At 45.2% G+C, this 20,760-nt stretch carries 16 protein-coding genes and 4 pseudogenes; 18 read left to right on the forward strand and 2 right to left on the reverse strand.

Annotated features, from left to right (window positions below; translation table 11 throughout):
• Positions 1-113: 113 nt before the first annotated feature.
• From AM231_RS00625 to AM231_RS00645, 5 genes are all read left to right on the forward strand, one after another.
• Positions 114-2,378 (forward strand): helix-turn-helix domain-containing protein, encoded by a 2,265-nt coding sequence (locus AM231_RS00625; RefSeq protein WP_054400848.1) that lies wholly within the window; start codon positions 114-116, stop codon positions 2,376-2,378.
• Between the two features lie 224 nt (positions 2,379-2,602).
• Complete coding sequence (locus AM231_RS00630; protein ID WP_082341513.1) at positions 2,603-3,598, forward strand: ABC transporter permease; 996 nt, start codon at positions 2,603-2,605, stop codon at positions 3,596-3,598.
• A 54-nt stretch (positions 3,599-3,652) separates the two neighbouring features.
• Entirely contained in the window at positions 3,653-4,552 is a 900-nt protein-coding gene (locus AM231_RS00635) for a carbohydrate ABC transporter permease (RefSeq protein WP_054400849.1), read from the forward strand.
• 127 nt (positions 4,553-4,679) lie between these two features.
• Complete coding sequence (locus AM231_RS00640; protein WP_054400850.1) at positions 4,680-6,383, forward strand: ABC transporter substrate-binding protein; 1,704 nt, start codon at positions 4,680-4,682, stop codon at positions 6,381-6,383.
• Positions 6,384-6,466: 83 nt separating this feature from the next.
• Entirely contained in the window at positions 6,467-7,696 is a 1,230-nt protein-coding gene (locus AM231_RS00645; RefSeq protein ID WP_054400851.1) for an alpha-L-fucosidase, read from the forward strand.
• Positions 7,697-7,806: 110 nt separating this feature from the next.
• Here AM231_RS00645 and AM231_RS29380 read toward each other — a convergent pair whose 3' ends face one another.
• Positions 7,807-8,439 carry a hypothetical protein gene (locus tag AM231_RS29380; RefSeq protein ID WP_207383518.1) on the reverse strand — a complete coding sequence of 211 codons (633 nt, stop codon included), beginning with the start codon at positions 8,437-8,439 and terminating at the stop codon, positions 7,807-7,809.
• Positions 8,440-8,928: 489 nt separating this feature from the next.
• Between AM231_RS29380 and AM231_RS00655 the strand changes: the two genes are divergently transcribed.
• The 11 genes and pseudogenes from AM231_RS00655 to AM231_RS00690 form a co-directional block, all read left to right on the forward strand.
• A complete protein-coding gene (locus tag AM231_RS00655) occupies positions 8,929-10,188 on the forward strand; it encodes a sugar efflux transporter (protein ID WP_054400853.1) in 1,260 nt (419 codons plus the stop codon).
• A 37-nt stretch (positions 10,189-10,225) separates the two neighbouring features.
• Positions 10,226-10,512, forward strand: a pseudogene (locus tag AM231_RS29780) (tRNA-dihydrouridine synthase); the annotation flags it as partial.
• 39 nt (positions 10,513-10,551) lie between these two features.
• Complete coding sequence (locus AM231_RS29785) at positions 10,552-10,674, forward strand: XkdX family protein (RefSeq protein ID WP_131724704.1); 123 nt, start codon at positions 10,552-10,554, stop codon at positions 10,672-10,674.
• A gap of 130 nt (positions 10,675-10,804) precedes the next feature.
• The gene (locus AM231_RS00660; RefSeq protein ID WP_054400854.1) at positions 10,805-11,359 is read left to right on the forward strand and encodes a hypothetical protein; all 555 of its coding nucleotides are present in this window, start codon (positions 10,805-10,807) and stop codon (positions 11,357-11,359) included.
• A gap of 49 nt (positions 11,360-11,408) precedes the next feature.
• Positions 11,409-11,669, forward strand: coding sequence for a YgiT-type zinc finger protein (locus tag AM231_RS30400; protein ID WP_082341514.1), 261 nt, complete (start codon positions 11,409-11,411; stop codon positions 11,667-11,669).
• A 303-nt stretch (positions 11,670-11,972) separates the two neighbouring features.
• Positions 11,973-12,539, forward strand: a complete 567-nt coding sequence (locus AM231_RS00665) for an SF0329 family protein (RefSeq protein WP_054400855.1) — start codon at positions 11,973-11,975, stop codon at positions 12,537-12,539.
• A gap of 61 nt (positions 12,540-12,600) precedes the next feature.
• Positions 12,601-13,305 (forward strand): demethylmenaquinone methyltransferase, encoded by a 705-nt coding sequence (locus AM231_RS00670; protein ID WP_054400856.1) that lies wholly within the window; start codon positions 12,601-12,603, stop codon positions 13,303-13,305.
• Positions 13,306-13,531: 226 nt separating this feature from the next.
• Complete coding sequence (locus tag AM231_RS00675; protein ID WP_054400857.1) at positions 13,532-14,521, forward strand: tRNA dihydrouridine synthase; 990 nt, start codon at positions 13,532-13,534, stop codon at positions 14,519-14,521.
• 177 nt (positions 14,522-14,698) lie between these two features.
• Positions 14,699-15,859 (forward strand): cobalamin-independent methionine synthase II family protein, encoded by a 1,161-nt coding sequence (locus AM231_RS00680; protein ID WP_054400858.1) that lies wholly within the window; start codon positions 14,699-14,701, stop codon positions 15,857-15,859.
• A 77-nt stretch (positions 15,860-15,936) separates the two neighbouring features.
• Positions 15,937-16,140, forward strand: a pseudogene (locus tag AM231_RS29790) (ABC transporter ATP-binding protein); the annotation flags it as partial.
• Positions 16,140-16,523: pseudogene (locus AM231_RS00690) on the forward strand (ABC transporter permease); the annotation flags it as partial. The pseudogenes AM231_RS29790 and AM231_RS00690, both read left to right, overlap by 1 nt.
• 63 nt (positions 16,524-16,586) lie before the next feature.
• Here the strand turns inward: AM231_RS00690 and AM231_RS00695 are convergent.
• Positions 16,587-17,210, reverse strand: a complete 624-nt coding sequence (locus AM231_RS00695) for a TetR/AcrR family transcriptional regulator (RefSeq protein WP_053489841.1) — start codon at positions 17,208-17,210, stop codon at positions 16,587-16,589.
• A gap of 158 nt (positions 17,211-17,368) precedes the next feature.
• On the opposite strand from AM231_RS00695, the gene AM231_RS00700 reads away from it, so the two are divergent.
• Both AM231_RS00700 and AM231_RS27940 read left to right on the forward strand, forming a co-directional pair.
• Positions 17,369-19,069 carry an MFS transporter gene (locus AM231_RS00700; protein ID WP_053489840.1) on the forward strand — a complete coding sequence of 567 codons (1,701 nt, stop codon included), beginning with the start codon at positions 17,369-17,371 and terminating at the stop codon, positions 19,067-19,069.
• A 28-nt stretch (positions 19,070-19,097) separates the two neighbouring features.
• Positions 19,098-20,072 (forward strand): annotated as a pseudogene (locus tag AM231_RS27940) (alpha-isopropylmalate synthase regulatory domain-containing protein); the annotation flags it as partial.
• Positions 20,073-20,760 lie beyond the last annotated feature (688 nt).

Here is a 20,760-nt window from a genome sequence, read left to right on the forward strand (position 1 = left end):
CGGAATTTGCGTCTAGTCCCATGGAACAGATGGCTATGAAGAACTATAACCTAAGAGGTGCTTTTTAAGTTATAATAATAAAAAATTTAAGAAAAAACGTGGGAGGGTTGATCATGCAGAGATCCTGGTACAAGCGTCTATTGCTCTCCTATATGCCCATTTTTGTTATTGTGATTACCTTTATATTTTTTGTTTTCTTTCAATTGTTCAGCGAACAGAGCCGGCGGGAGGCACTGAGTGCCAATAAATCGCTTTCCTTGCAAGCGATGCGCATGGTGGACACGTCTCTGAAGGTGATCGACAATATGATCGTTCTTGAGAGCATCAACAGCAAGGCTTTGAACGATTTTTTCAAATCTTCTGCCGTGAGCGATCCATATATCAATATCCAAGCTGTTAAGAAGCTCAAGGAGATTATTAATTATTATCCCTTGATCGATTCGATTTATCTGGTGAGGAATTCGGACGGCTATGTGCTCAGCGATGCTACGAATGGATATATAAGTACATATCCGGACCATGAATTTATTGAGCAATATCAAGTATCGAAAACGCCGAAATGGACAGGCGCGAGAAACTTTGAACAATTTACAATGAAGGGCGGCAAACAGGTGGTCAGCCTGGTCAGAGGATCGCCTTATATGAAGAACGACTTTGGCATGATCGTCGTCAATGTGAGCGCGGAATCCTTGAACAAGCTTACCCAAGAGATGCTGGATTCCAAGATGAGCTTCATTCAGGTTCAGGATGCTTCCGGAAATCATCTGTTCGGCACCTCGATGGATCGCCCGCCATCCCAAGTCAATTCCCAGTATGTATCAAGCTATACGAATTGGAAATATGGCAGCGGTTTGTTGAACAACAGTTTTGTAAGCGCTATCTCTTATCTGTATAACCTTTGGTTTATCATCGGTCTTGGTATGATTGCCATCGGCTTCCTATGGATGATTTATGTTTCTAGGCGCAACTCCAAGCCAATTGAGGCAATCGCCGCCCGATTCAGCAGCTATTCGCTTCCGATGGTGAGCGGAGGTCGGGGGAAGGGAAAGCTGGATGAATTTGCTTTTATTGAATCCGCCTTTGACAACATACTGGAACAATCTAAGGAATATCAGCAGAAATATCGCGAGGACCTCCATGTCAGGACCCGGTATATGTTCCGCCAGCTGATCGAAGGGGACTCGCATCTGTCTATTTCCGAATGGAAATCGGAAGCTGTTCGGCTGAATTTACCACTGCCGCTGGATCGATATCGTATCCTCATCCTTGAAATCGATAAGTATGGTGATTTCTGCCGGGATTATTCCAAGACCGATCAAGATCTGCTTAAATTCACCCTGCGGACGGTCGTGGATGAGATCGCTTCGAAAAGGGACTGCCGGCTGTGGTCGGAATGGACGTCACCTTCCAATCTATCCATTATGATGTTTGAAGAACGGGATCAGGACAAGTTCGAGGAGGCCGTACTGGTCTCGGTTGCAGAACAAATCCTGGCATGGACACACCAAAATTTGAAATTTACGATTACGATTGGCATAGGCGGATCCACAGATCAAATTGGCGACATTCCGCAGTCTTATAAAGATGCGATGCAAGCCTTAAAGTATAAAATCGTGCTCGGTGAAAACCGGCTGATTCGAAGCGAGGATATTTCGAGCCATGGCATCGTCGAGGTCTATACGCATTTGGGAGAAATCCGCTCGATCATCCAGTCTTTCAGATTGCTGAAAGATCATTGGAGTAATGATTACGATCAATGGTTTGAACAGCTGAAGAACAGCTTCCTGACCAATGATGAAATATTCAGCTTAATGAATTACATGATCTATTATATCGGCCGCGAAATGTCGGGACTGGGCAAGGAAATTTACAACAAGTGGATACAGGAGGGATTGCCGAAGCTGACAGTAAAGGTAGACAATTCTTACTCCTTGGAGCAGCTGAGACAGGAAATTAAACAAGTGCTGACGGATCATTATGAACAGATGAAACAGATTCAGGATGGAAACCAATATTCCAATATGATCAGAAACATATGCAGCCTAATCGAGCGCGATTATGCCAATCCGGATCTCTCCCTTGAAATGCTGGGAGACCAGTATCAGCTGAGCGCCAAATATGTAAGTAAATTGTTTAAGGAAAACACCGGACAAAGGTTCGTTGATTTCCTGATCGATATTCGAATGAAGGAAGCGAAGCGGCTGCTGACGGAAACGGATTATTCCGTGCAGGAGATTGCAGAGCGGGTCGGATACGCCCATGCCATTTCGTTTACCCGCGTTTTCAAGAGGACAGCTGGAGTTACCCCGGGCGAATACCGGAATGGCCGGAAGGCACAGCAGCGTGGAGAAAATGATTCAGCAGTAGAAAACGGTTAAGGCGGCGATCAAACATCGCTGCCTTTTTTGCTTGGAAATGTACCCGTTTTTGAGGCGGTCCGTTCGCCTCCAGTAAACCTTGATGCATTTTTTGCGAGGAGACCTTGGCGAAAAAGGTTAGTCGATTTTATTTTTGTTTCTTGTTGCCGGATGACATTATTGTATACACTCGGTTTACATCGCAAGGACCTGAAAGTAGGAATGGACGAAAGGAGTTAACCAGCATGCCGAGACTGAACTCTAGGCTTCAAACCGAACCAAGCCTGGACCAGAAACATCCCCTACAATTGAAAGCGCTGCCAGAAGGGGGAAGAGGAAGGTCAAGAAGAAAACAAATTATGCGTCATTGGCAGCTGTATCTCGTTCTGCTGCTGCCCGTTCTTTATTTGATCATTTTCAAATATGTACCGATGGCCGGTATTGTAATCGCATTCAAAAATTATAACGTCATCAAGGGAATCTGGGGAAGCGACTGGGTCGGATTGAAATATTTCCACCAGTTCTTCGATTCGCCGAATTTCTGGCTCTACATTAAAAACACACTTGGCATCAGTTTCTATGGATTGATCGTAGGCTTTCCCGCACCGATCCTGCTGGCACTCGCGCTAAACGAAATTCGCAACGGTCTATTCAAGAAGACGGTACAGATGGTATCTTATGCCCCATATTTTATTTCTACGGTCATCATGGTTTCGATCATTGTCGTCAACCTGACGCCAAACGTTGGGATGATCAGCAAGTTTTTTGAGATGCTTGGTATGAGTAATACGAATTTTATGGGCATTCCGGGTCTGTTTAAGTCCATTTACGTCTGGTCGGATGTCTGGCAGTTTACTGGGTACGGAGCGATTATTTACATTGCAGCGCTGTCCGGCGTCAACCCGGAGCTGTACGAATCGGCCAAAGTGGATGGCGCATCCCGCATTCAAAAGATTCTGAACATTGATATACCGAGTCTTATACCCGTATCGGTCATTCTGCTCATTCTCAATCTGGGCAACATCATGAAACTAGGCTTTGAAAAAATATACCTGATGCAAAATCCGCTTAACTTAAGCACGTCAGAAGTCATATCCACTTATGTGTACAAGGTTGGTTTGCTGGGATCCAGCTTCAGTTTCTCGACGGCGATCGGTCTTTTCAACTCGGTCATTAACCTCATTTTGCTGGTGTCCGTCAATTACATCGCCAGAAAGCTGTCTAACAGCAGCTTGTGGTAGGGATATCCCGCTTTTCGAAAAAACAAAACCAACTTTGGAAAGAGAGGAGACTTTATGTTTAATAAAACGGCTATACGTGAATCAAAAGGCGATCGCCTGTTCATGTTCTTGATCTATCTGTTCTTGTCATTGGTTCTCATTGCTGTAGCTGTACCACTGATCTACATTGTAAGCTCGTCCTTCAGTTCGCCTCAGGCAGTCGTAACGGGCAAGGTTTGGCTGTTTCCCGTAGATTTTACGCTGGACGGCTACAAGGCGGTGTTCAATAATCCGCAAATCGGCGTCGGCTATCTGAATTCCCTCTTTTACACCGTCGTCGGCACGACCATCAATGTAATACTAACGATTATGCTAGCTTATCCGCTGGCGAAGAAGACGCTTTACGGCCGTAATTTCTTCATGGTACTGCTGGTGATTACGATGATGTTCGAAGGAGGACTGATTCCTTATTACCTCGTCGTCAAGAATCTCCATCTGCTGGATACGCGCTGGGCCATGATTTTGCCGGGGGCGCTGGGGGTATTCCAGGTTATCGTCGCAAGGACGTTTTTTCAAACCACGATTCCTGATGAATTGGCGGAAGCCGCGGAGCTGGACGGATGCAGTGATATCCGGTTCATATTCAGCATCGTTCTGCCGCTGTCCAAACCCATTATTGCGGTCATGACGTTGATGTATGCGGTCGGTCATTGGAATGCTTATTTTGATGCACTGATCTTCTTAAGAAAACCTGACTTGTTCCCGCTTCAAATCATTCTCCGCAATATTCTTATTTTGAATACAGTCGATGCTTCCATGATGGCGGATGTGAGCCAGATGCAGGCGCAGCAGGGGCTTAAGGATTTGCTGAAATATTCCTTGATCGTCGTTGCCAGCGTGCCGGTGCTCATCATATATCCTTTCGTCCAGAAACATTTTGTCAAAGGCGTCATGATCGGCTCGTTGAAGGGCTGAGTATGGAGAACGTTAGTGACATCAAGGAGGTGAGGCTGTACAGTATTCAGATACGGCAAAAGCTCGTGGCGGCACAGGAAAGGGGCCGAGCGCCCGAAATACTCATGATAAGCGGGGGGAATATTCAATGGAAAAGAGCATGAAAAAGAAAACCTGGCTAGGCTTCATTAGCTGCCTGATGGCTTGCATGCTGCTGCTTAGCGCCTGCAGCGGCACCAAATCGGCCGATTCCGGCGATCAGTCAAATGGCAACACTGCTGCAGGTGAAGATCTGTTTACGCCTGTCGGTTCCTATCCGATCGTGAAGGAGCCGATGACCATTAAAATGTTCGCACCTCAATACGCGTCAATCGAAAACATGGATACCAATTTATATACCAAATACCTTGAAGATAAGACGAACATCAAAATCGCTTGGGACCTTGTACCGGACAATGCTTTGAATGACCGTAAACAGCTCATGCTGGCTGGCGGCGATTATCCTGAAGTCATTCTCCATGGGAATTTGACCAAGGAGGAGCAGATGAAGTATGGGTCTCAGGGCGTTTTTATCCCCCTGAATGATTTGATTGAACAGTATGCACCTAATATCAAGAAAGCTATGGAGGATATCCCCTACATGAAAGCCTCCATTACGAGTCCGGACGGCAACATCTATGCTCTGCCGCAGGTCAATGAATGCTATCATTGTGACAATGCGCTCAAAATGTGGATCAACAAAAAATGGCTCGATAACGTGGGTCTTCCTGTGCCGAAGACAACTGACGAATTCTATACGGTGCTGAAAGCGTTCAAAGAGAAAGATCCGAACGGAAACGGAAAAAAAGATGAAATCCCGCTGACAGGCTCTGATGAAATGTGGGCAGGCAACGTATCAGCCTTCCTGATGAACTCGTTTATCCTTGATGACTACGTTGACAAGGACTCGGGTACGTTCCTCCGCGTTATCGATGGCAAAGTCGACTTTACGGCAAACAAAGAAGAGTGGAAACAAGGCCTCATTTATTTGAATCAATTGTACAAAGAGGGATTAATCGATCCCGCTGCCTTTACGCAGAATGCGGATGCGGTTCAACAAATGGCCAACCGCGAACCGGACAATATTATGGGTGCGCTTTCAACGGCATTAATCAGTTATGCTTACAGCATGGATGATAAGGCGCCGCGTCATAAAGACTATGTGGCCCTGCCGCCGCTGAAAGGCCCGAATGGTGTGCAGCAGACGCTGAATTTTGCGGGAATCGGAGTCTCACAATTTGCGATTACGAATAAAGCGACGAGCGAGCAGCAGATTGCCGCTATCCGATTAGCGGATTATCTATATACGGAAGAGGCGATCGTGTTGCAGGAATATGGTCCTGAGGGCGAAAGATGGCGAAAAGCTGAGTCCGGTGAAAAGGATATCGATGGGAAGCAGGCTAAATATACCTCTATTCCTGACCCCGAGAAAAAGCCGACGCATAATGACGGTTGGGAACAGATCGGTCCATCGCTCAGAACCTATGCTTATCGAGCGTCCTGGACATCTCCTCAGGATCCGCTCGCTCCCGACGGATACGGTACCCGTCTGAATCAGGTTTCCAAGGAATATGAACCGTACCAATCTAAGGAGCAATATCCAACAGGACTGTTCATAGCGCTTGAAGATGCCGAGCTCGTTGCGCAGATCAAGACGACGCTTGTCGACTACGTAAAATCCAATATGGCGCAGTTTATTACAGGCTCTAAAGATATCAATAAAGAATGGGATGCTTATGTGCAAGGGCTGGATGGCATGCAGCTGAGCCAGTACCTGGAAATCTATCAAAAGGCATTAGATGCGAGAAATTAACGCAAAATTGGTTCCCTGCGCACGGACATTCCCTGTGCAGGGAATGATTATTTAACCTTCATAGAAAGCAGGTGTATGATTCAATGAATGAACTTGCAAAGCCATCTCCACAGCAGCTGGCATGGCAGGATATGGAGCTGGGCATGTTTTGCCATTTCGGTATGAATACGTTTTGCGATCAAGAATGGGGAGACGGGACGGATTCAGCGGAAATCTTCAATCCGGAGCAGTTGGATGCACGGCAGTGGGCCAGGACCGCAAAGCGCGCCGGCTTTAAATATCTGGTATTGACCGCAAAGCATCATGACGGATTCTGTCTGTGGCCGACAAAAACAACCGATTACTCCGTGAAGTCCAGTCCGTGGAGGGACGGTAAAGGGGATGTCGTCCGTGAAGTTGCCGATGCCTGCAGAGAAGAAGGGCTTCAGTTCGGGTTATATCTGTCCCCCTGGGACCGGCATGAACCTTGCTATCCCGATAAAGAGGCTTATGACGATTTCTACGCGGAGCAATTAACGGAGCTTCTGACCGGATATGGACCGCTGGTAGAAGTATGGTTTGACGGAGCCGGTTCCCAAGGCAGGGAATACGATTGGAATAGAATCATCGGCCTGATTGATCAATATCAGCCCGATGCGATGGTCTTTAATATGGGACGCCCGACGATTCGCTGGGTAGGGAATGAAGACGGCGTCGCGCCTTATCCTTGTTGGAACACGGCTACCACGGCGAAGGAGAGCATGTTCACCAGCGATATGATGACCTGGATGGAAGGTACTCCGTCTTGGGTACCGGCTGAATGCGATGTTCCGATCCGCAAGCTTCACTGGTTCTGGCATCCTGACGATGAAGCAAGCCTAAGAAGCCTGGAGGAAGTACTGGATATTTATTACCGCTCGGTCGGCCATGGCGCCACGCTGCTCTTGAATATTTCCCCGGACAACCGCGGGCTGCTGCCTGAAGTGGATGTGGAGCGTGTTATTGAATTCGGAGATGAAATCCGCCGCAGATTCGGCCAGCCGGTTGGCCAAACGAGTGGAGAAGGAACCGAGCTTCCTCTGTATTTGGAGCATATCCAGCCAGTAAATCACGTAATCATCATGGAAGACATAGCCTATGGGGAGCGTGTGCGTGAATACGTGCTTGAAGCATACAGCCAAGGCGAATGGAAAGAGCTTGTACGTGGAAGTGCGATTGGACATAAAAAAATCGACCGGTTCGACACCATCGAAACTGATCAATTGCGGGTCAGTATTCTTTCCAGCATGGAGAAGCCTTTGATCCGCAATTTGGCTGCATATCATGTGAAATGAAACTAGTAAAACCATAAACAGACTGCTTCGGCAGTCTGTTCTTGTTTAATTAGTACTTCGTCTATATTTCTTAAACGGGAGCTTAGAAAATACTGCCTGGTATCTTGATTTTATGCGCTAATCACGTTACCGCAATAGTCACATTCCTTCTCATCGTTAGCATACACGATCATCCTGGCTCCGCAGCTTGGGCATTCTATGGATTTAGGTCTGTGCCCCCGATCCTCGCTTTCATCGTATTCGTCTTCATACTCCTCTTCTTCGTCTACATATTCCTCATCAACATATTCATATTCTTCGTATTCGTCTTCATACTCCTCATCATCGTATTCATATTCCTCGTCATCATATTCGTCATCATATTCGTCTACATATTCTTCATCATAATCATCATCATCATAGGCTTCATGATACTCTTCGGACTCAAGTTCTAGGATGCCATTTTGGATTCGGCCGAAGGGCAGCATATGCTCTGTGATCATAAAATCCAAGTCTCGAATGACGTGATTGGGGGATTGTTTTGTTTCTACGGCGATATGATCAATCTCTCTGATCCTTCTGTTCATAACAAGGTGGTAATACTGGTGCAATAATAGGCTGAATTTACTATCTGCCCGGCTGCCCAATATGAAAAAAGAGATAGCCGGAATTAGAAGTATTATTCCATATAGCCAGGCAGAATCCCAGTAAAGTTGAACATCGTCAGGGTTGTCGAGGTCAAAAGCTAAAATAAATAATCCCATGATTAAAATATAAGCATAAACCCCAAGCCATCCAATCAGTCGATGATTTCTTCCCTTGCGAGAGTGATGAACATGAGTCGTAAGTACACGGAATAATGCCATCAAGAGACCGACGGGATACAAGATGAAGGCGAGTGTTAAAATGACACGGTCAAACTTGGAATATTTTGATTTATATGGTAAATGATCTTCCATTCTTAGTACTCCCTTTCATACGGTCCTATTAAATGTATATATAGTAGTTCTAATATACTATATTGTATAACATTTCTAGTCTTTGTAGTTGCATTATTTGGAAAAATACGGTGCGAGAAGACCCCACCCTCACTCTGTCGATGGGTAATTGTCGACGGTGTTTTTCTATGAATAAAATATCGGTATTTCGCCAATCACTTTTGGAAAAATATTCTTTACGAGTATCTCTTTCATATTGTAAAATTTATGGATTCAAATATATGGGATACATAGAAAAAAAGGGTGGAGGATAGGATGAGTAATTTTTTTGCTGCGGTTAGAAATCGAACGCAATCTGTAATGGGCATTGATGGTTTTCCGATCATTTTGTTGTTAAATGTTTTTCTTGGGATCGCGTACTCATTTGTACTGCCTTTCAGCTCCATGTTCGGGATTGATGAAGTCGGCATGAGCAATACGGAGTTTGGTCTATTCATGATGGTGTCTACGCTCTGTGGTGTCGGCTTCAGCACCTATATCGGCAAGTTATCTGATCGTGTATCTGACCGTAAGATGATTCTTATTCTCTGTGCGATTGCTGGCGCGATCGGATATATCGGTTATGCATATTCCCGTGACTATTATGTGCTTCTTGTGATCTCTTCGACTTTTTTAGGTATATCCTCTTCTACATTTTCGCAAATCTTTGCTTACGGACGCGAGGTACTAGTAAAGTCTAAGCTTCCTGCAAATGAGATTCCGTTATATATGAACATTCTGCGAGTCCTGTTCGCCCTGTCTTGGACCGTAGGACCAGCCATTGCAGCTTACGTCCTGCTATATTTCGGTTTCAAAGGGATGTTTCTCGTTGCAGCATCCTGTTATATCATCGTTGTAGGTATCGTTCTGCTCTCGCTCAGAAAGACATCCAAAGCACAGATCACCGCGCAGCCAAAACCACCTCAAGCCTCGACCCCTCTGCGGCAAGTCATCTTCCAACCTTTTATTTTTGTTAACTTGATTGCCTTTACCCTCATTTCAACAGCGAACACGATCAGCTCGTTAAATATGGCCCAATTCGTAACGAAAGTATTGAACGGTGAAGAGAAGGATGTTGGCGTCGTGTTCAGCATTCCGCCGGTGTTCGAAATTCCTTTTATGCTCGGATTTGGGGTTTTAGCACTGCGGGTTAAGAGCGATAATCTGATTCGGCTAGGCTCATTGCTTGCTTTTGCATACTTCTTCGCCACCTTCTTCGCCACTGACGTTTGGCATATATTCCTTATCCAAGTGCTTAGCGCCGCCTACATTTCTATCACAAGCGGCATTGCAATTACTTACTTCCAGGACTTCATACCGAGTATGCCCGGTACTGCAATGACTCTCTATTCCAATACGGGAAAAATAGGTTCTCTGCTTGGTTTCTTGCTATTTGGTTTGCTATCCGATGCATTCGGGTACCGTAATGTGTATCTGTGGTGTGCAATCTTTGCTTTTATCGCAATGATCATGCTCTTCGCTTTAGTAAGAGCCAAGCGATTCCAGTTCCAATCCAGTTCGTCTATGAGTGGATAACTCTAAACATCAAAGTAAGGAGGATAAGATTGATTATTTAATACGCGAAATCAAGGAACTACGTGACCAAATTGCGCCAAATACTTTATTTACAATTAACGACGATAATCTTGACCGTCAAATGGGGCTGAAGCTTGCCTCAAAATATGGTGTGGATGGCGTGATGATTGGGCGTGTATTTTTAAAAATCCGTTTACCTTTGAAAAAGAACCGAAAGAGCATAGCAGTAAGAAGTAGATTGACCTCTTAAGATTGCAGCTTGATCTGTATGATCAATATTTAGAAGTATTGCCTCGTTCCGTTTCAGCGCTTCAGCGCTTCTTCTAAATATATGTCAAAGGATTCCGAGGTGCAGGCGAATTAATGAAGGATAACGGAGGCCATCCTGCATTTACAAATGAAAGCTCAAAGAACTTCGTGAAAGCGAATTTGATCACCGAAGAAGAATACAAACAACAAATCACCGGCATTGATTATGTAACTTAATAAAAGCTTAAGCCCTCATGTGAGGGCTATTGTCTTATAATCTCGAACTTTGGAACTATATTCTTCCAATTCTATGATATAATTCAAAAATGAGAGTTTTACTTAAATAGAGTAAAAGGGTGGATTATTGTTGAGCAAACCAGTCACCTTCATTTCGAAAGAAGGCACAAGATATACATGGGATCGAAGCAAGGAGACATTTGTTCAACTTACCGATCTCGAAGTTAATTTGATGCGTCTTAAGGTTATGGGAATGAACGATGCGGATATCCTAAATCGAACTTCCGGTAACGGTATTCCGATGGGTATTCCGATTACATTTTCAAAAGAACGGCTTATAAGCTTGCGTGACAAACTTTTAGAGATTCTAAAAGCAGGACCGTTTATTGGTTTCGAAGATCATGCCCTTGAACGGATCATTGAAGATTCGCTTCTTTCGGATGACGATCCCAACAAAAGAGGATGGACAAGCAAGGAAGAAGCCGAAAATTGCGTTATGAAAGCTAAGAAAATTACTGGTGTTCGGTTTAACGTGGACCATAGGCATCCCAAGAACACAGAAACCGAAAAGTTTTTGCACCCTCATCTAGGAATTGTAATTACGGGCGAAAAAACCACTGGCGAAGGCAGGATGGTTTTGGTAGTATTAACTGAAAGCACTATTTCCGTAGTTACTGTGCTATAAAGTGACATTACAGGGTATAATATATATAAATCCGAAAGAGGTGGGGAATATGATCTTGGTAGAAGAAAAACGCGACCATCGAACTTCGACTCAGTGCAGCTGTGGTGGAACAGCAGATCTGCGGACAGGAAGTCATGTTTTTAACATTGGCCAGAAAAAGATCACCCTGCAAAACGTCCCTCATTTTTATTGCGAGTATTGCGAAAAGGCGATCTTTGGCCCTGGAATCGATCCGACATCTATTCTAAGATATGCTTACTTGCATAACTTAAGCAGAATAGACTGGAACAAACGCGACTCATATTTATAATTGCTGAATGAAGAGCCCTCGAATGAGGGCTTTTTTATATTGTTGGCGAGAAAACTTTAGCGTTGTTTAAATAAACCTGCATGGCATAAAGAGTCTAATCACACAAGAAACTCAGCTTTTTCAAATACAATTCTGAATAATATTAAGAGTGCTACCCCGGCTTCTTATTACAATAGGCTCTTGGGTGTCAATGAAGGTCGAAGTGTAAGATGATATGTTATGATCTGTGAGTGGCTTATTGTATGATGATAATAAAATGACTGCCTCAGTCAGGTATGAATTATATAGAACATAGGAGGAACCATGTCCTGGAGCAAATTAAAGCAACAGCTGGAGAGTTTTCTTAGTCCTGCGTTAGCTGGAAGAGTGGAATACCGCGCAACTGGTTATCGTTATTTACCTGATAAAGCAGGGCTTTGTTATATTTCGGTAGATAAAAAGAACATCCTCAATATGAGTGATAAAACCAGCTCAATAAGGTGGTATCAGACGGAGCAAGAAATTAAGAATGATGCCAATATCCAAATTCTGATCAGCGATGAAGAATTGGAAGCGGTCAGAAAGGATACCGAAGGGACCGTTCCAGAGGATCGTCTAAACGTAATTGCAAGAAACAGAAAAATATCCGTACTCGCAAAGGAGCTTTTGTCAGCACAGGCTGCCCTAAGTAAATCCAATTTTGTCGCTACAGCGAATAAGTTCTTATCTACTTCTATAGAAGAAAGCATAGAGAGCGATGATATTTTATTGAATATTCTAGCTTTGGTGGACAGACGAGTTGGCAAGAAGCGGATTTTAAACATGGCCGAGATTGTGAAGTTAAAGCATCCGATTGTGCAATATTTTTATGAACTGCGGCGAAGTACATGATGGGAATAAATAAACTTTCGTTGAAAGATTAATATTGCACTTGGGGAAAAGAGGTGATTTCATGTCTGAACAAACAAAGTCGGAAAGAGTTCATCAGGTATTTGAAAAGATATCGGATCAATACGACTCGATGAACTCAGTCATCACTTTTAGGAGACATATCGCATGGCGCCATGATGTTATGAAACGGATGAATGTGAAAGAAGGAAGTAAAGCTTTGGATGTGTGCACTGGAACCGGGGATTGGGCGATTGCCTTAGCAAATGCTGTTGGAACGCATGGAGAAGTCGTTGGATTAGATTTTAGCCAGAACATGCTCAAAATTGCACAAGATAAGCAAGAGCAACAAGCTTTAAAGCAGCTTACCCTTATCCAGGGAAATGCCATGGAGCTTCCTTTTGAAGATGATTCCTTTGATTATGTAACCATTGGTTTTGGTTTAAGAAATGTACCCGATTATTCAACCGTGTTGCGGGAAATGTATCGAGTAACTAAACCAGGCGGACAAGTCGTTTGTTTAGAAACATCCCAACCCACATTAATCGGTTATAAACAAGCTTCCCTCTTTTATGTTCGCTATATCATGCCCTTGCTTGGAAAGTTTATTGCCAAAAGTTATGATGAATATTCATGGTTACAAGAATCAGCCCGTCATTTCCCCAATAAAAATGTACTGAAACAAATGTTTTTGGAAGCGGGATTCTCCAAAGTAGATGTAAAAAGCTATAGTGGCGGTGTCGCGGCAATGCATATGGCTATCAAATAGGTAATAGCAAGGAGGGGTATCGCCCCTCTTTTTTTTGAATTAATGGGAGCATGCTTCTCTCTGGAATATGATATATTCATTGAAGCGTCTACGATTAACATATACTGCTGTTTGATATACGTTGCTTAAATATGCTATAAGTGAAGAAAAAGCAAGGACATGAACAGGTTGTGTTTACTATTACGGGATAAAGATTTGTCCTGGTATTTATAGAGGAGTATTGGATATGACAGATAATTTTTGGCGTGATTTACCGCGACCTTTCTTTATCCTGGCGCCCATGGAAGATGTGACGGATGTTGTGTTTCGCCATGTCGTAAGTGAAGCAGCCAGACCGGATGTGTTTTTTACGGAGTTTGCGAATACAGAGAGCTATTGTCACCCGGATGGGAACCACAGTGTGCGCGGACGTTTGACTTTTACAGAGGATGAACAGCCCATTGTAGCCCATATTTGGGGGGATAAGCCGGAATATTTTCGTCAAATGAGTATCGGCATGGCGAAAGAAGGGTTTAAAGGCATCGATATTAATATGGGTTGTCCTGTAGCTAATGTAGCTGAGAATGGGAAGGGCAGCGGTCTGATCTGTCGTCCCGATATCGCAGCGGATCTTATCCAGGCCGCAAAGGCCGGGGGACTGCCCGTCAGTGTAAAAACAAGGCTCGGTTTTAGCAGGGTAGACGAATGGCGCGACTGGTTAACCCATATCTTGAAACAAGACATTGTGAATCTGTCCATTCATCTGCGGACAAGGAAGGAAATGAGCAAGGTAGACGCTCACTGGGAACTGATTCCGGAGATTAAGAAGCTTCGGGACGAGGTCGCGCCAGATACATTGCTGACCATTAACGGGGATATCCCTGACCGTCAGACCGGCCTAAAGCTTGCTGAACAATACGGTGTGGATGGCATTATGATTGGACGTGGTATTTTTCATAATCCATTTGCTTTTGAGAAGGAGCCGAAGGATCATAGCAGTGAGGAATTGCTTGATCTGCTGCGTCTGCATCTGGATCTCTATGATCAATATTCAGCACTCGAGCCACGTTCCTTCAAACCCCTTGCCCGCTTCTTTAAAATCTATGTCCGTGGATTTCGAGGGGCAAGTGAACTTAGAAATAACTTAATGAACGCCAAGTCAACAAGTGAAGTACGTACGTTGCTTGATGATTTTGGTAGCAAGGATTATGGTGAGGTAGAAGAACACGGAAATTAAATGGGCAGGCAATAGTATTATTGGAAGACATGGCCGACGTGGCTGTGTCTTTTTGTTTTGGAAACAGCAGTCACTTTTGCTATAGCTTTTAGCTATAACTAGCTATGATCTTTTGGTATGCCTTCTAATCCTGCTCGTCGTGATATGATCATCGTATACAACGAGGGGGTTATTTACATGACTGATAAGTTTCAGATTGTAGGAAGTTTGTTGCGGCCCGAAGAGCTGCTGAAATATAAAACGCAAATTGAACATCGGGATGATATCCAGTATCCGTTCTATGAAAATTTCGAAGGGTATGCCAAGTGCGAGACAGAGGCGATCAAACAGGTTGTAAAAAAGGAAATCGATCATAACCTGTCGGTTGTTACGGACGGCGAATTCTCCAAATCGATGTGGCATCTGGATTTTGTATGGGGCTTTGGTGGCGTTGAGCGTTATATCGCGGATCATGGCTACTTTTTCCGGGATGTGGACGGAACATCGAAATATGAAACACGCAAGGATATTGGCCTGCGCATTACTGGCAAGCTGAGCGGAAAGAATCACCACTTTATTCAATTGTACAAGCAGCTCCAAGATACGGCGGGTGATCAGCAAACGAAACTTTGCGTACCATCTCCTTCCCATATCTTCGGTGAACTTTCCTGGTCGAATAACATTGGCGGCAAGGATAATGTTTATCAGAATTTGCAGGAGCTCAAACAGGGCCTGGTGAGCGCGTATAAAGAATTTGTGGAGGAGTTCGCTGCGGCAGGCGGCAAGATTCTGCAATTCGATGATTGCTTATGGGAGTTGTTTGCAGACGACAACCCGAACTCACCGTTTACAGGGGAGAATATTAACCAAGAAGAAGTACAGGGGCTCGCCACCGAATTTATTGATATAAACAATACCGTGATTGACTTCGGTCATAGCCTCGGCTTGAAAATGTGGACACATAACTGCCGCGGTAACTACGATTCCCGCAACATGGGCGGTGGATCTTACGCGAAAATCGCCAACCTGTTCCTGAAGCAGTTGAAATATGATCGTTTCTTCCTGGAGTGGGATGATGATCGTGCGGGTTCGATTGAAGCACTGGAGGTTTTCAAGGACAGACCGGAAACGGAGATTGTGCTGGGCTTGCTGTCTTCCAAAACAAATACGCTTGATGATGAAACACGCGTCATTCGTCTTCTTGACGAAGCATCCAAAATTATTGATAAGGATCGTTTGCTGCTCTCGCATCAATGCGGATTCGCTTCCTGCGACGGCGGTAACGAGCTGAGCGAAGCCGAGCAATGGGCAAAAATCGATCAGGGACAAAAGATTGCCAAGCAATACTGGAATAACTAAAATTGGATAAACATCATTGAGCTAAAAAAGGGATGACTTAAAGGGCCGCTTATGGACCCCGCGAGTCATCTCTTTTTGGTGCTTTGGATTATGTGACAGGGAAGTCTGTCTTAAAGCTTCTTCAAGATTTGAACAAGGAAACGAACACATGCGTCGTTCTGGTCACCCATAATTCGGCCATCGCACCGATGGCTGATAAGGTGGTCCGAGTTAAGAGCGGAAGGATGGAGAGCATCACAATCAATGATCACAAACAAAGCGTTGAAGGGATAGAGTGGTGATGAAGACTTTATCGTTGAAATTATTAAGGGATATGAAACAGTCGATAGGACAATTCATAGCCATTGTTTTGGTTATTGCGGTGGGAGCCTTTTTCTACACGGGGCTGGTAACCTTGAGCGACAATCTTAGCACCTATACGAAGGGGTATTTTAAGGAACATAATTTAAGCGACTTGAACGTATTTTACAGTCAAATTTCCGCAGAGGATGCGGCTGGTTTACGAGGCATTGAAGGCATTCATCATATCGAAGGGCGTTATACCGTCCAGGCCGCACAGGCTTTTGAAGATGATAAAGCTTCATTAACGCTGCATTCAATCCCTGTACCTAATGAAATCAACACGCCCAAGATGATGGAGGGCAGGATCTCATCTCAGGTTAATCATTAAGCCGGTCCTGAAAGAAAACGCAGCCTGATGAGGGCTGCGTTTTTTTTTGCGGAATGGTTATTTATATAAATAGTTTACGAGCATTTTCGCAAGTTCGTTTTTTATCTGATCGGCATCAACATTTTGCGGCGCGAAAACGAGCATATCAACAACGCTGTTCAATGATTCATATACGACAATGGAAGCTGCCTCTACATGATCCACCTTTAATTCCTCAGGGGTCATCATAAGGTATTCCAGCGTTCTGCGGCGACCTAGTTGAAACTGCTCATCCATAAGCGCCTTGACTTCCGGATCGGAATGATACATCACCTGCAACTCTTTGTGAAACTCGGTAAAGACTTGATGGGAGTAAATTAGGCTATCAATAACCTCCCGCATAAATTTATGCTTGTCCATAGAGATGAAATTGATTTCGGCAAGATAGGTTTCGATCCTTCCTAGGAGAGCTTGGAAGTAGATGGTGAGCGAATCCAGGAATACGGCGCGTTTATCCTTGTAATAGGAATAAAAGCTTCCGGTGGATACGCCTGCTGCGGCAGCGATTTCTTTGGTATTGGTCTGGTGGTAACCCTTTTCGGAAAAAAGCTTCATGGCGGCTTGCAAAATGGCTTCTTTGGTTTTGATGCTCCGTTCCTGCCGGGGTGTTCGGATTTTGGTTTCGTTCTCAGTTTCAGTCACTTCAAATTTCCCCCCTCTGTAATAAAGATTGTAGAGGAGTACAAAAGGACTGTCAACGAAAGTTGAACTGCAGTTCATATTTTATTGACAAATGTGAACTTGAGTTCATATAATCAAAACATGAACTTTAGTTCGCATTATTTGGAGGAGTGTGAAACATGAACGGACGCGTAAGAGGAGTGTTGGCCTTTACGGCCATTTTGCTGGGATATTTTATGGCACTGTTGGATACGACCATCGTGAATATCGCCCTGCCGGAGATGACGCGGCATTTTGGCGGCACGGTTTCGCAAATTTCATGGATTATGAACGGATATAATCTGGCATTTGCCGCGTTGATCCTGACGGCATCACGGCTTGCGGATCAATTTGGGCGGAAGAAAGTTTTTATATTGGGCGTTATATTGTTTACGGTATCTTCCTTGTTTGCCGGATTATCCACGTCGCTAGGCATGCTGATCTTATTCAGAACGATTCAGGGGCTGGCAGGCGCGATTATTGTACCGGTCACCATTCCGCTGACCACAACGACCTTTCCCAAAGAGAAGCATGGCATGATCATTGGCTTATGGGGGGCGATTGCCGGCCTTGCCGCAGCCAGCGGACCTTCTCTCGGCGGAATTATTACGGAGAAACTGAATTGGCAGTGGATTTTTTATGTGAATGTTCCGCTTGGGGTGCTCAGTATTGTGCTGACACTGCTGTTCATTAAAGAATCCCGGGATGAATCCGCAGGCAATTCGGTGGATTACGCCGGTATGTTATCGATTACCGCTGGCATGCTTTTGATTACCTATGCATTTATTAAGGCAAATGATTATGGCTGGAATTCGGGTGAATTTTATGCGCTGATCGGCGCGGGGGTGTTATGTGCCGCTTTATTCTTTCTTTTACAGCGGCGCGCCAAAGAACCCATGCTTCCTTTAGCGCTGCTGAAAATCAAGGAGTTTAACGGGACATCACTGACGTTATTTATCGTCGGCGCGGCATTATCCAATCTGGCTTTTCTGACATCCTTTTTCCTGACACGGGTGATGGGGATGACGGAGCTCAAGGCAGGGTTGGTCTTGTCCACTTTGGCTGCGGGATCTATTGTTAGTTCGGCGGTTTCGGGGGGCTTGTCCAATAAATACGGCAGCCGCTGGTTTGGGGCGATTGGAGCAGTGATTATCTGCGGATCCCTCTATTCCATGAGCGCTCTTGAGGCGGATTCCCCGCTTGCCGATGTGATTCTCCGCTTATTCATAGCCGGCATCGGCGTTGGTTTAACGATGGCACCTGTGATGTCGGCTGGCATTCGCCATGTGCCTGAGGAAAAGGTCGGCATTGCGTCAGGCATCATCAATATGGCTAAATCCATCGGCAGCGTACTGGGAGTGGCCATTATTGTCACCCTGCTGCAGCAGAATCTCGGCGGAGAGATGCAAACCGCCCAGGCCCGCGTCATTGAGCAGGTCAAGGGTGATACGGTGCTGATGCCTTTTGTAAAAGAGGTCTTAATTGGCGTGGTTAATGAACAAGGGGTCCAAATGAAGAAAGGATCGGGAATCGGAGTTCAAGCTGAAGCGCTAACTTCAAAGATTATGAATGGTTTGGAGACGGCTGCAGCTTCACTTGAGCCTGAGCAGCAAAAGGCATTTGCCGCAGCTCGTGAGGGTCAAATTGAGGAAGTGAAGGTGCTGCTTTCAGGTGCAGGAGTTGAGCTGAAGGAAGCATCCGTCAAAGGTTTCGGCCAAACATTTATCTACGCCAGCTTCATGTCTCTGCCGGGTATTATTTTTGCATGGATGAGCGATAAACGCAGGGTGAGAAAGAGTACGAACAAATCTGCGGATTATGATGCAACGGAATTAACGTAGGTTTGGAGCAGATCTGAGCGCTGGGAGCATCGAAAGCGTATATGAAAGCATCAAGCTCGCCCAAAATCCGTTTATCCATATCGTGCTGGGCACATCGAACATTCACGTAGAGAAAAAGTTTAGCCGTTCCAAAGACGTGGTGCTGGAAATGGGAGTCGAAGCGGTTAAGTTTGCCAAAACGCTGCTGCCTGAAGTGCAGTATCGATGGAGGATGCCTCCCGCTCGGATAATACGATCGAAGCCGTCGTTAAAGCAGGGGCCACGATCATCAATGTGCCTGATACCGTCGGTTATGCCGTTCCTGAAGAATTCGGTGAGCTGATTCGGAAAATCAATGATCGTTTGAAAAATCTGAACGATAAAGTTGCTGACTCACTTGACGGGACTGGATGTGCAGGTGAATAAGGCGATTACGGGCGAGAACGCTTTTGCGCATTCATCCGGTATCCACCAGGATGGTCTATTGAAAGACAAAAACGTGTACGAAATCATGTCATCGGAAGAAGTCGGAGCGGAAAGCATGGAGCTGATTCTGACGGCTCGTTCCGGAAGACACGCGTTTAAAAACGCCGTAGAGAAAATCGGCTTCGATACAAGCGATCATGGTGATTTCGAGGAACTGTTCGCTAAATTCCTGAAGCTGGCTGACGCCAAAAAAGAGGTTTACGACCAAGATGTATTTTATCTTGTGACTGAACATCGCAAGCTTGACGAGGGCAGCGGCCATCTGTATGAGCTGAAGTCATTCCAAGTCGTAACCAATGATTTGTATCCAACCGCTACCGTTAAATTGAGAAAAGGCGGCGAAAGCTTCAAAGACAGCATGGTGGGGGACGGTCCGATTGATGCCCTTTATAGCGCCATCAAAGCGCTGGTCGGTTTGGATGTCCATTTGAAGGATTACAAAATCAACAGCATGTCCCGGGGGAAAGAAGCCATCGGCCGCGTCAATATCCGCATGGAATATCAAGGTAGATCCTACTCTGGACGTGCGATGGACACGCTCATGGTCGCATGCCGTGACGGGAAGGTGAATGATCGGGTCATCAGCGTTTGCACACAATTGGCTGACATGAAGACGAAGGCAGAATGGAACGCTGCCCCGGAGAGAGACCTTCCGCAGCGGCAACGTCTGGTGGCGTTGATTGACAAGCTGATCTCATTGCCACCAAATGCAAGGCGGGTGCTCGTTCCTTTATACACGGGCTTAATTGATGCTCTTAAATCCGAGGAAACCCTGAAGCCAGCCGTGATCAAATTATATTTAGCGATGGTTGAATGGAACCAAGCGGATCAGGCTATCCTGCATGTGGACCCTGTGATTCAAATGGTGGACACGCATCCGCATCTGTTGGATTACGCCTACAGACAGATCGCTCAGGCAGCAAATAGCAGTCAGGCGTATTGGAGCCCGGAGGCGATTCTAGATCTGGTGGACCATTTGAGAGAGGGGCAGCTGTTTTCGGCCCAATATATTGGTCTTTCTTTGTTGAAGGTTGCAGGAACTGCATTATTGTGGAATCAGGCTTGTACCGAACGGTTAAGAGCGTACCGGAATCATGCGCATGAGGCGATTCGTTTGGCGGCACTGGATATTTGGACCGTGCTTGAATAGAAGAGCTGTTGCATCAAAGATTGTTTGAATGAATAGGTTCGAGCTGCCAAGAGGTATCCTTCGAGTAAGGATATCT

Origin of the sequence: Paenibacillus solani (assembly GCF_001277345.1) — a bacterium.
In the GTDB taxonomy this organism is placed as follows: Bacteria; Bacillota; Bacilli; order Paenibacillales; family Paenibacillaceae; genus Paenibacillus_AQ; species Paenibacillus_AQ solani.

Excerpts from the sequence above, each read along its gene's own strand:
- AM231_RS00700 (WP_053489840.1), top strand. The coding sequence starts at position 17,369 with ATGAACGGACGCGTAAGAGGAGTGTTGGCCTTTACGGCCATTTTGCTG.
- AM231_RS00670 (WP_054400856.1), top strand. The coding sequence starts at position 12,601 with ATGTCTGAACAAACAAAGTCGGAAAGAGTTCATCAGGTATTTGAAAAG.
- AM231_RS00640 (WP_054400850.1), top strand. The coding sequence starts at position 4,680 with ATGGAAAAGAGCATGAAAAAGAAAACCTGGCTAGGCTTCATTAGCTGC.
- AM231_RS30400 (WP_082341514.1), top strand. The coding sequence starts at position 11,409 with ATGATCTTGGTAGAAGAAAAACGCGACCATCGAACTTCGACTCAGTGC.
- AM231_RS00655 (WP_054400853.1), top strand. The coding sequence starts at position 8,929 with ATGAGTAATTTTTTTGCTGCGGTTAGAAATCGAACGCAATCTGTAATG.
- AM231_RS00630 (WP_082341513.1), top strand. The coding sequence starts at position 2,603 with ATGCCGAGACTGAACTCTAGGCTTCAAACCGAACCAAGCCTGGACCAG.
- AM231_RS00665 (WP_054400855.1), top strand. The coding sequence starts at position 11,973 with ATGTCCTGGAGCAAATTAAAGCAACAGCTGGAGAGTTTTCTTAGTCCT.
- AM231_RS00645 (WP_054400851.1), top strand. The coding sequence starts at position 6,467 with ATGAATGAACTTGCAAAGCCATCTCCACAGCAGCTGGCATGGCAGGAT.
- AM231_RS00635 (WP_054400849.1), top strand. The coding sequence starts at position 3,653 with ATGTTTAATAAAACGGCTATACGTGAATCAAAAGGCGATCGCCTGTTC.
- AM231_RS29785 (WP_131724704.1), top strand. The coding sequence starts at position 10,552 with ATGAAGGATAACGGAGGCCATCCTGCATTTACAAATGAAAGCTCAAAG.
- AM231_RS00625 (WP_054400848.1), top strand. The coding sequence starts at position 114 with ATGCAGAGATCCTGGTACAAGCGTCTATTGCTCTCCTATATGCCCATT.
- AM231_RS29380 (WP_207383518.1), bottom strand. The coding sequence starts at position 8,439 with ATGGGATTATTTATTTTAGCTTTTGACCTCGACAACCCTGACGATGTT.
- AM231_RS00675 (WP_054400857.1), top strand. The coding sequence starts at position 13,532 with ATGACAGATAATTTTTGGCGTGATTTACCGCGACCTTTCTTTATCCTG.
- AM231_RS00680 (WP_054400858.1), top strand. The coding sequence starts at position 14,699 with ATGACTGATAAGTTTCAGATTGTAGGAAGTTTGTTGCGGCCCGAAGAG.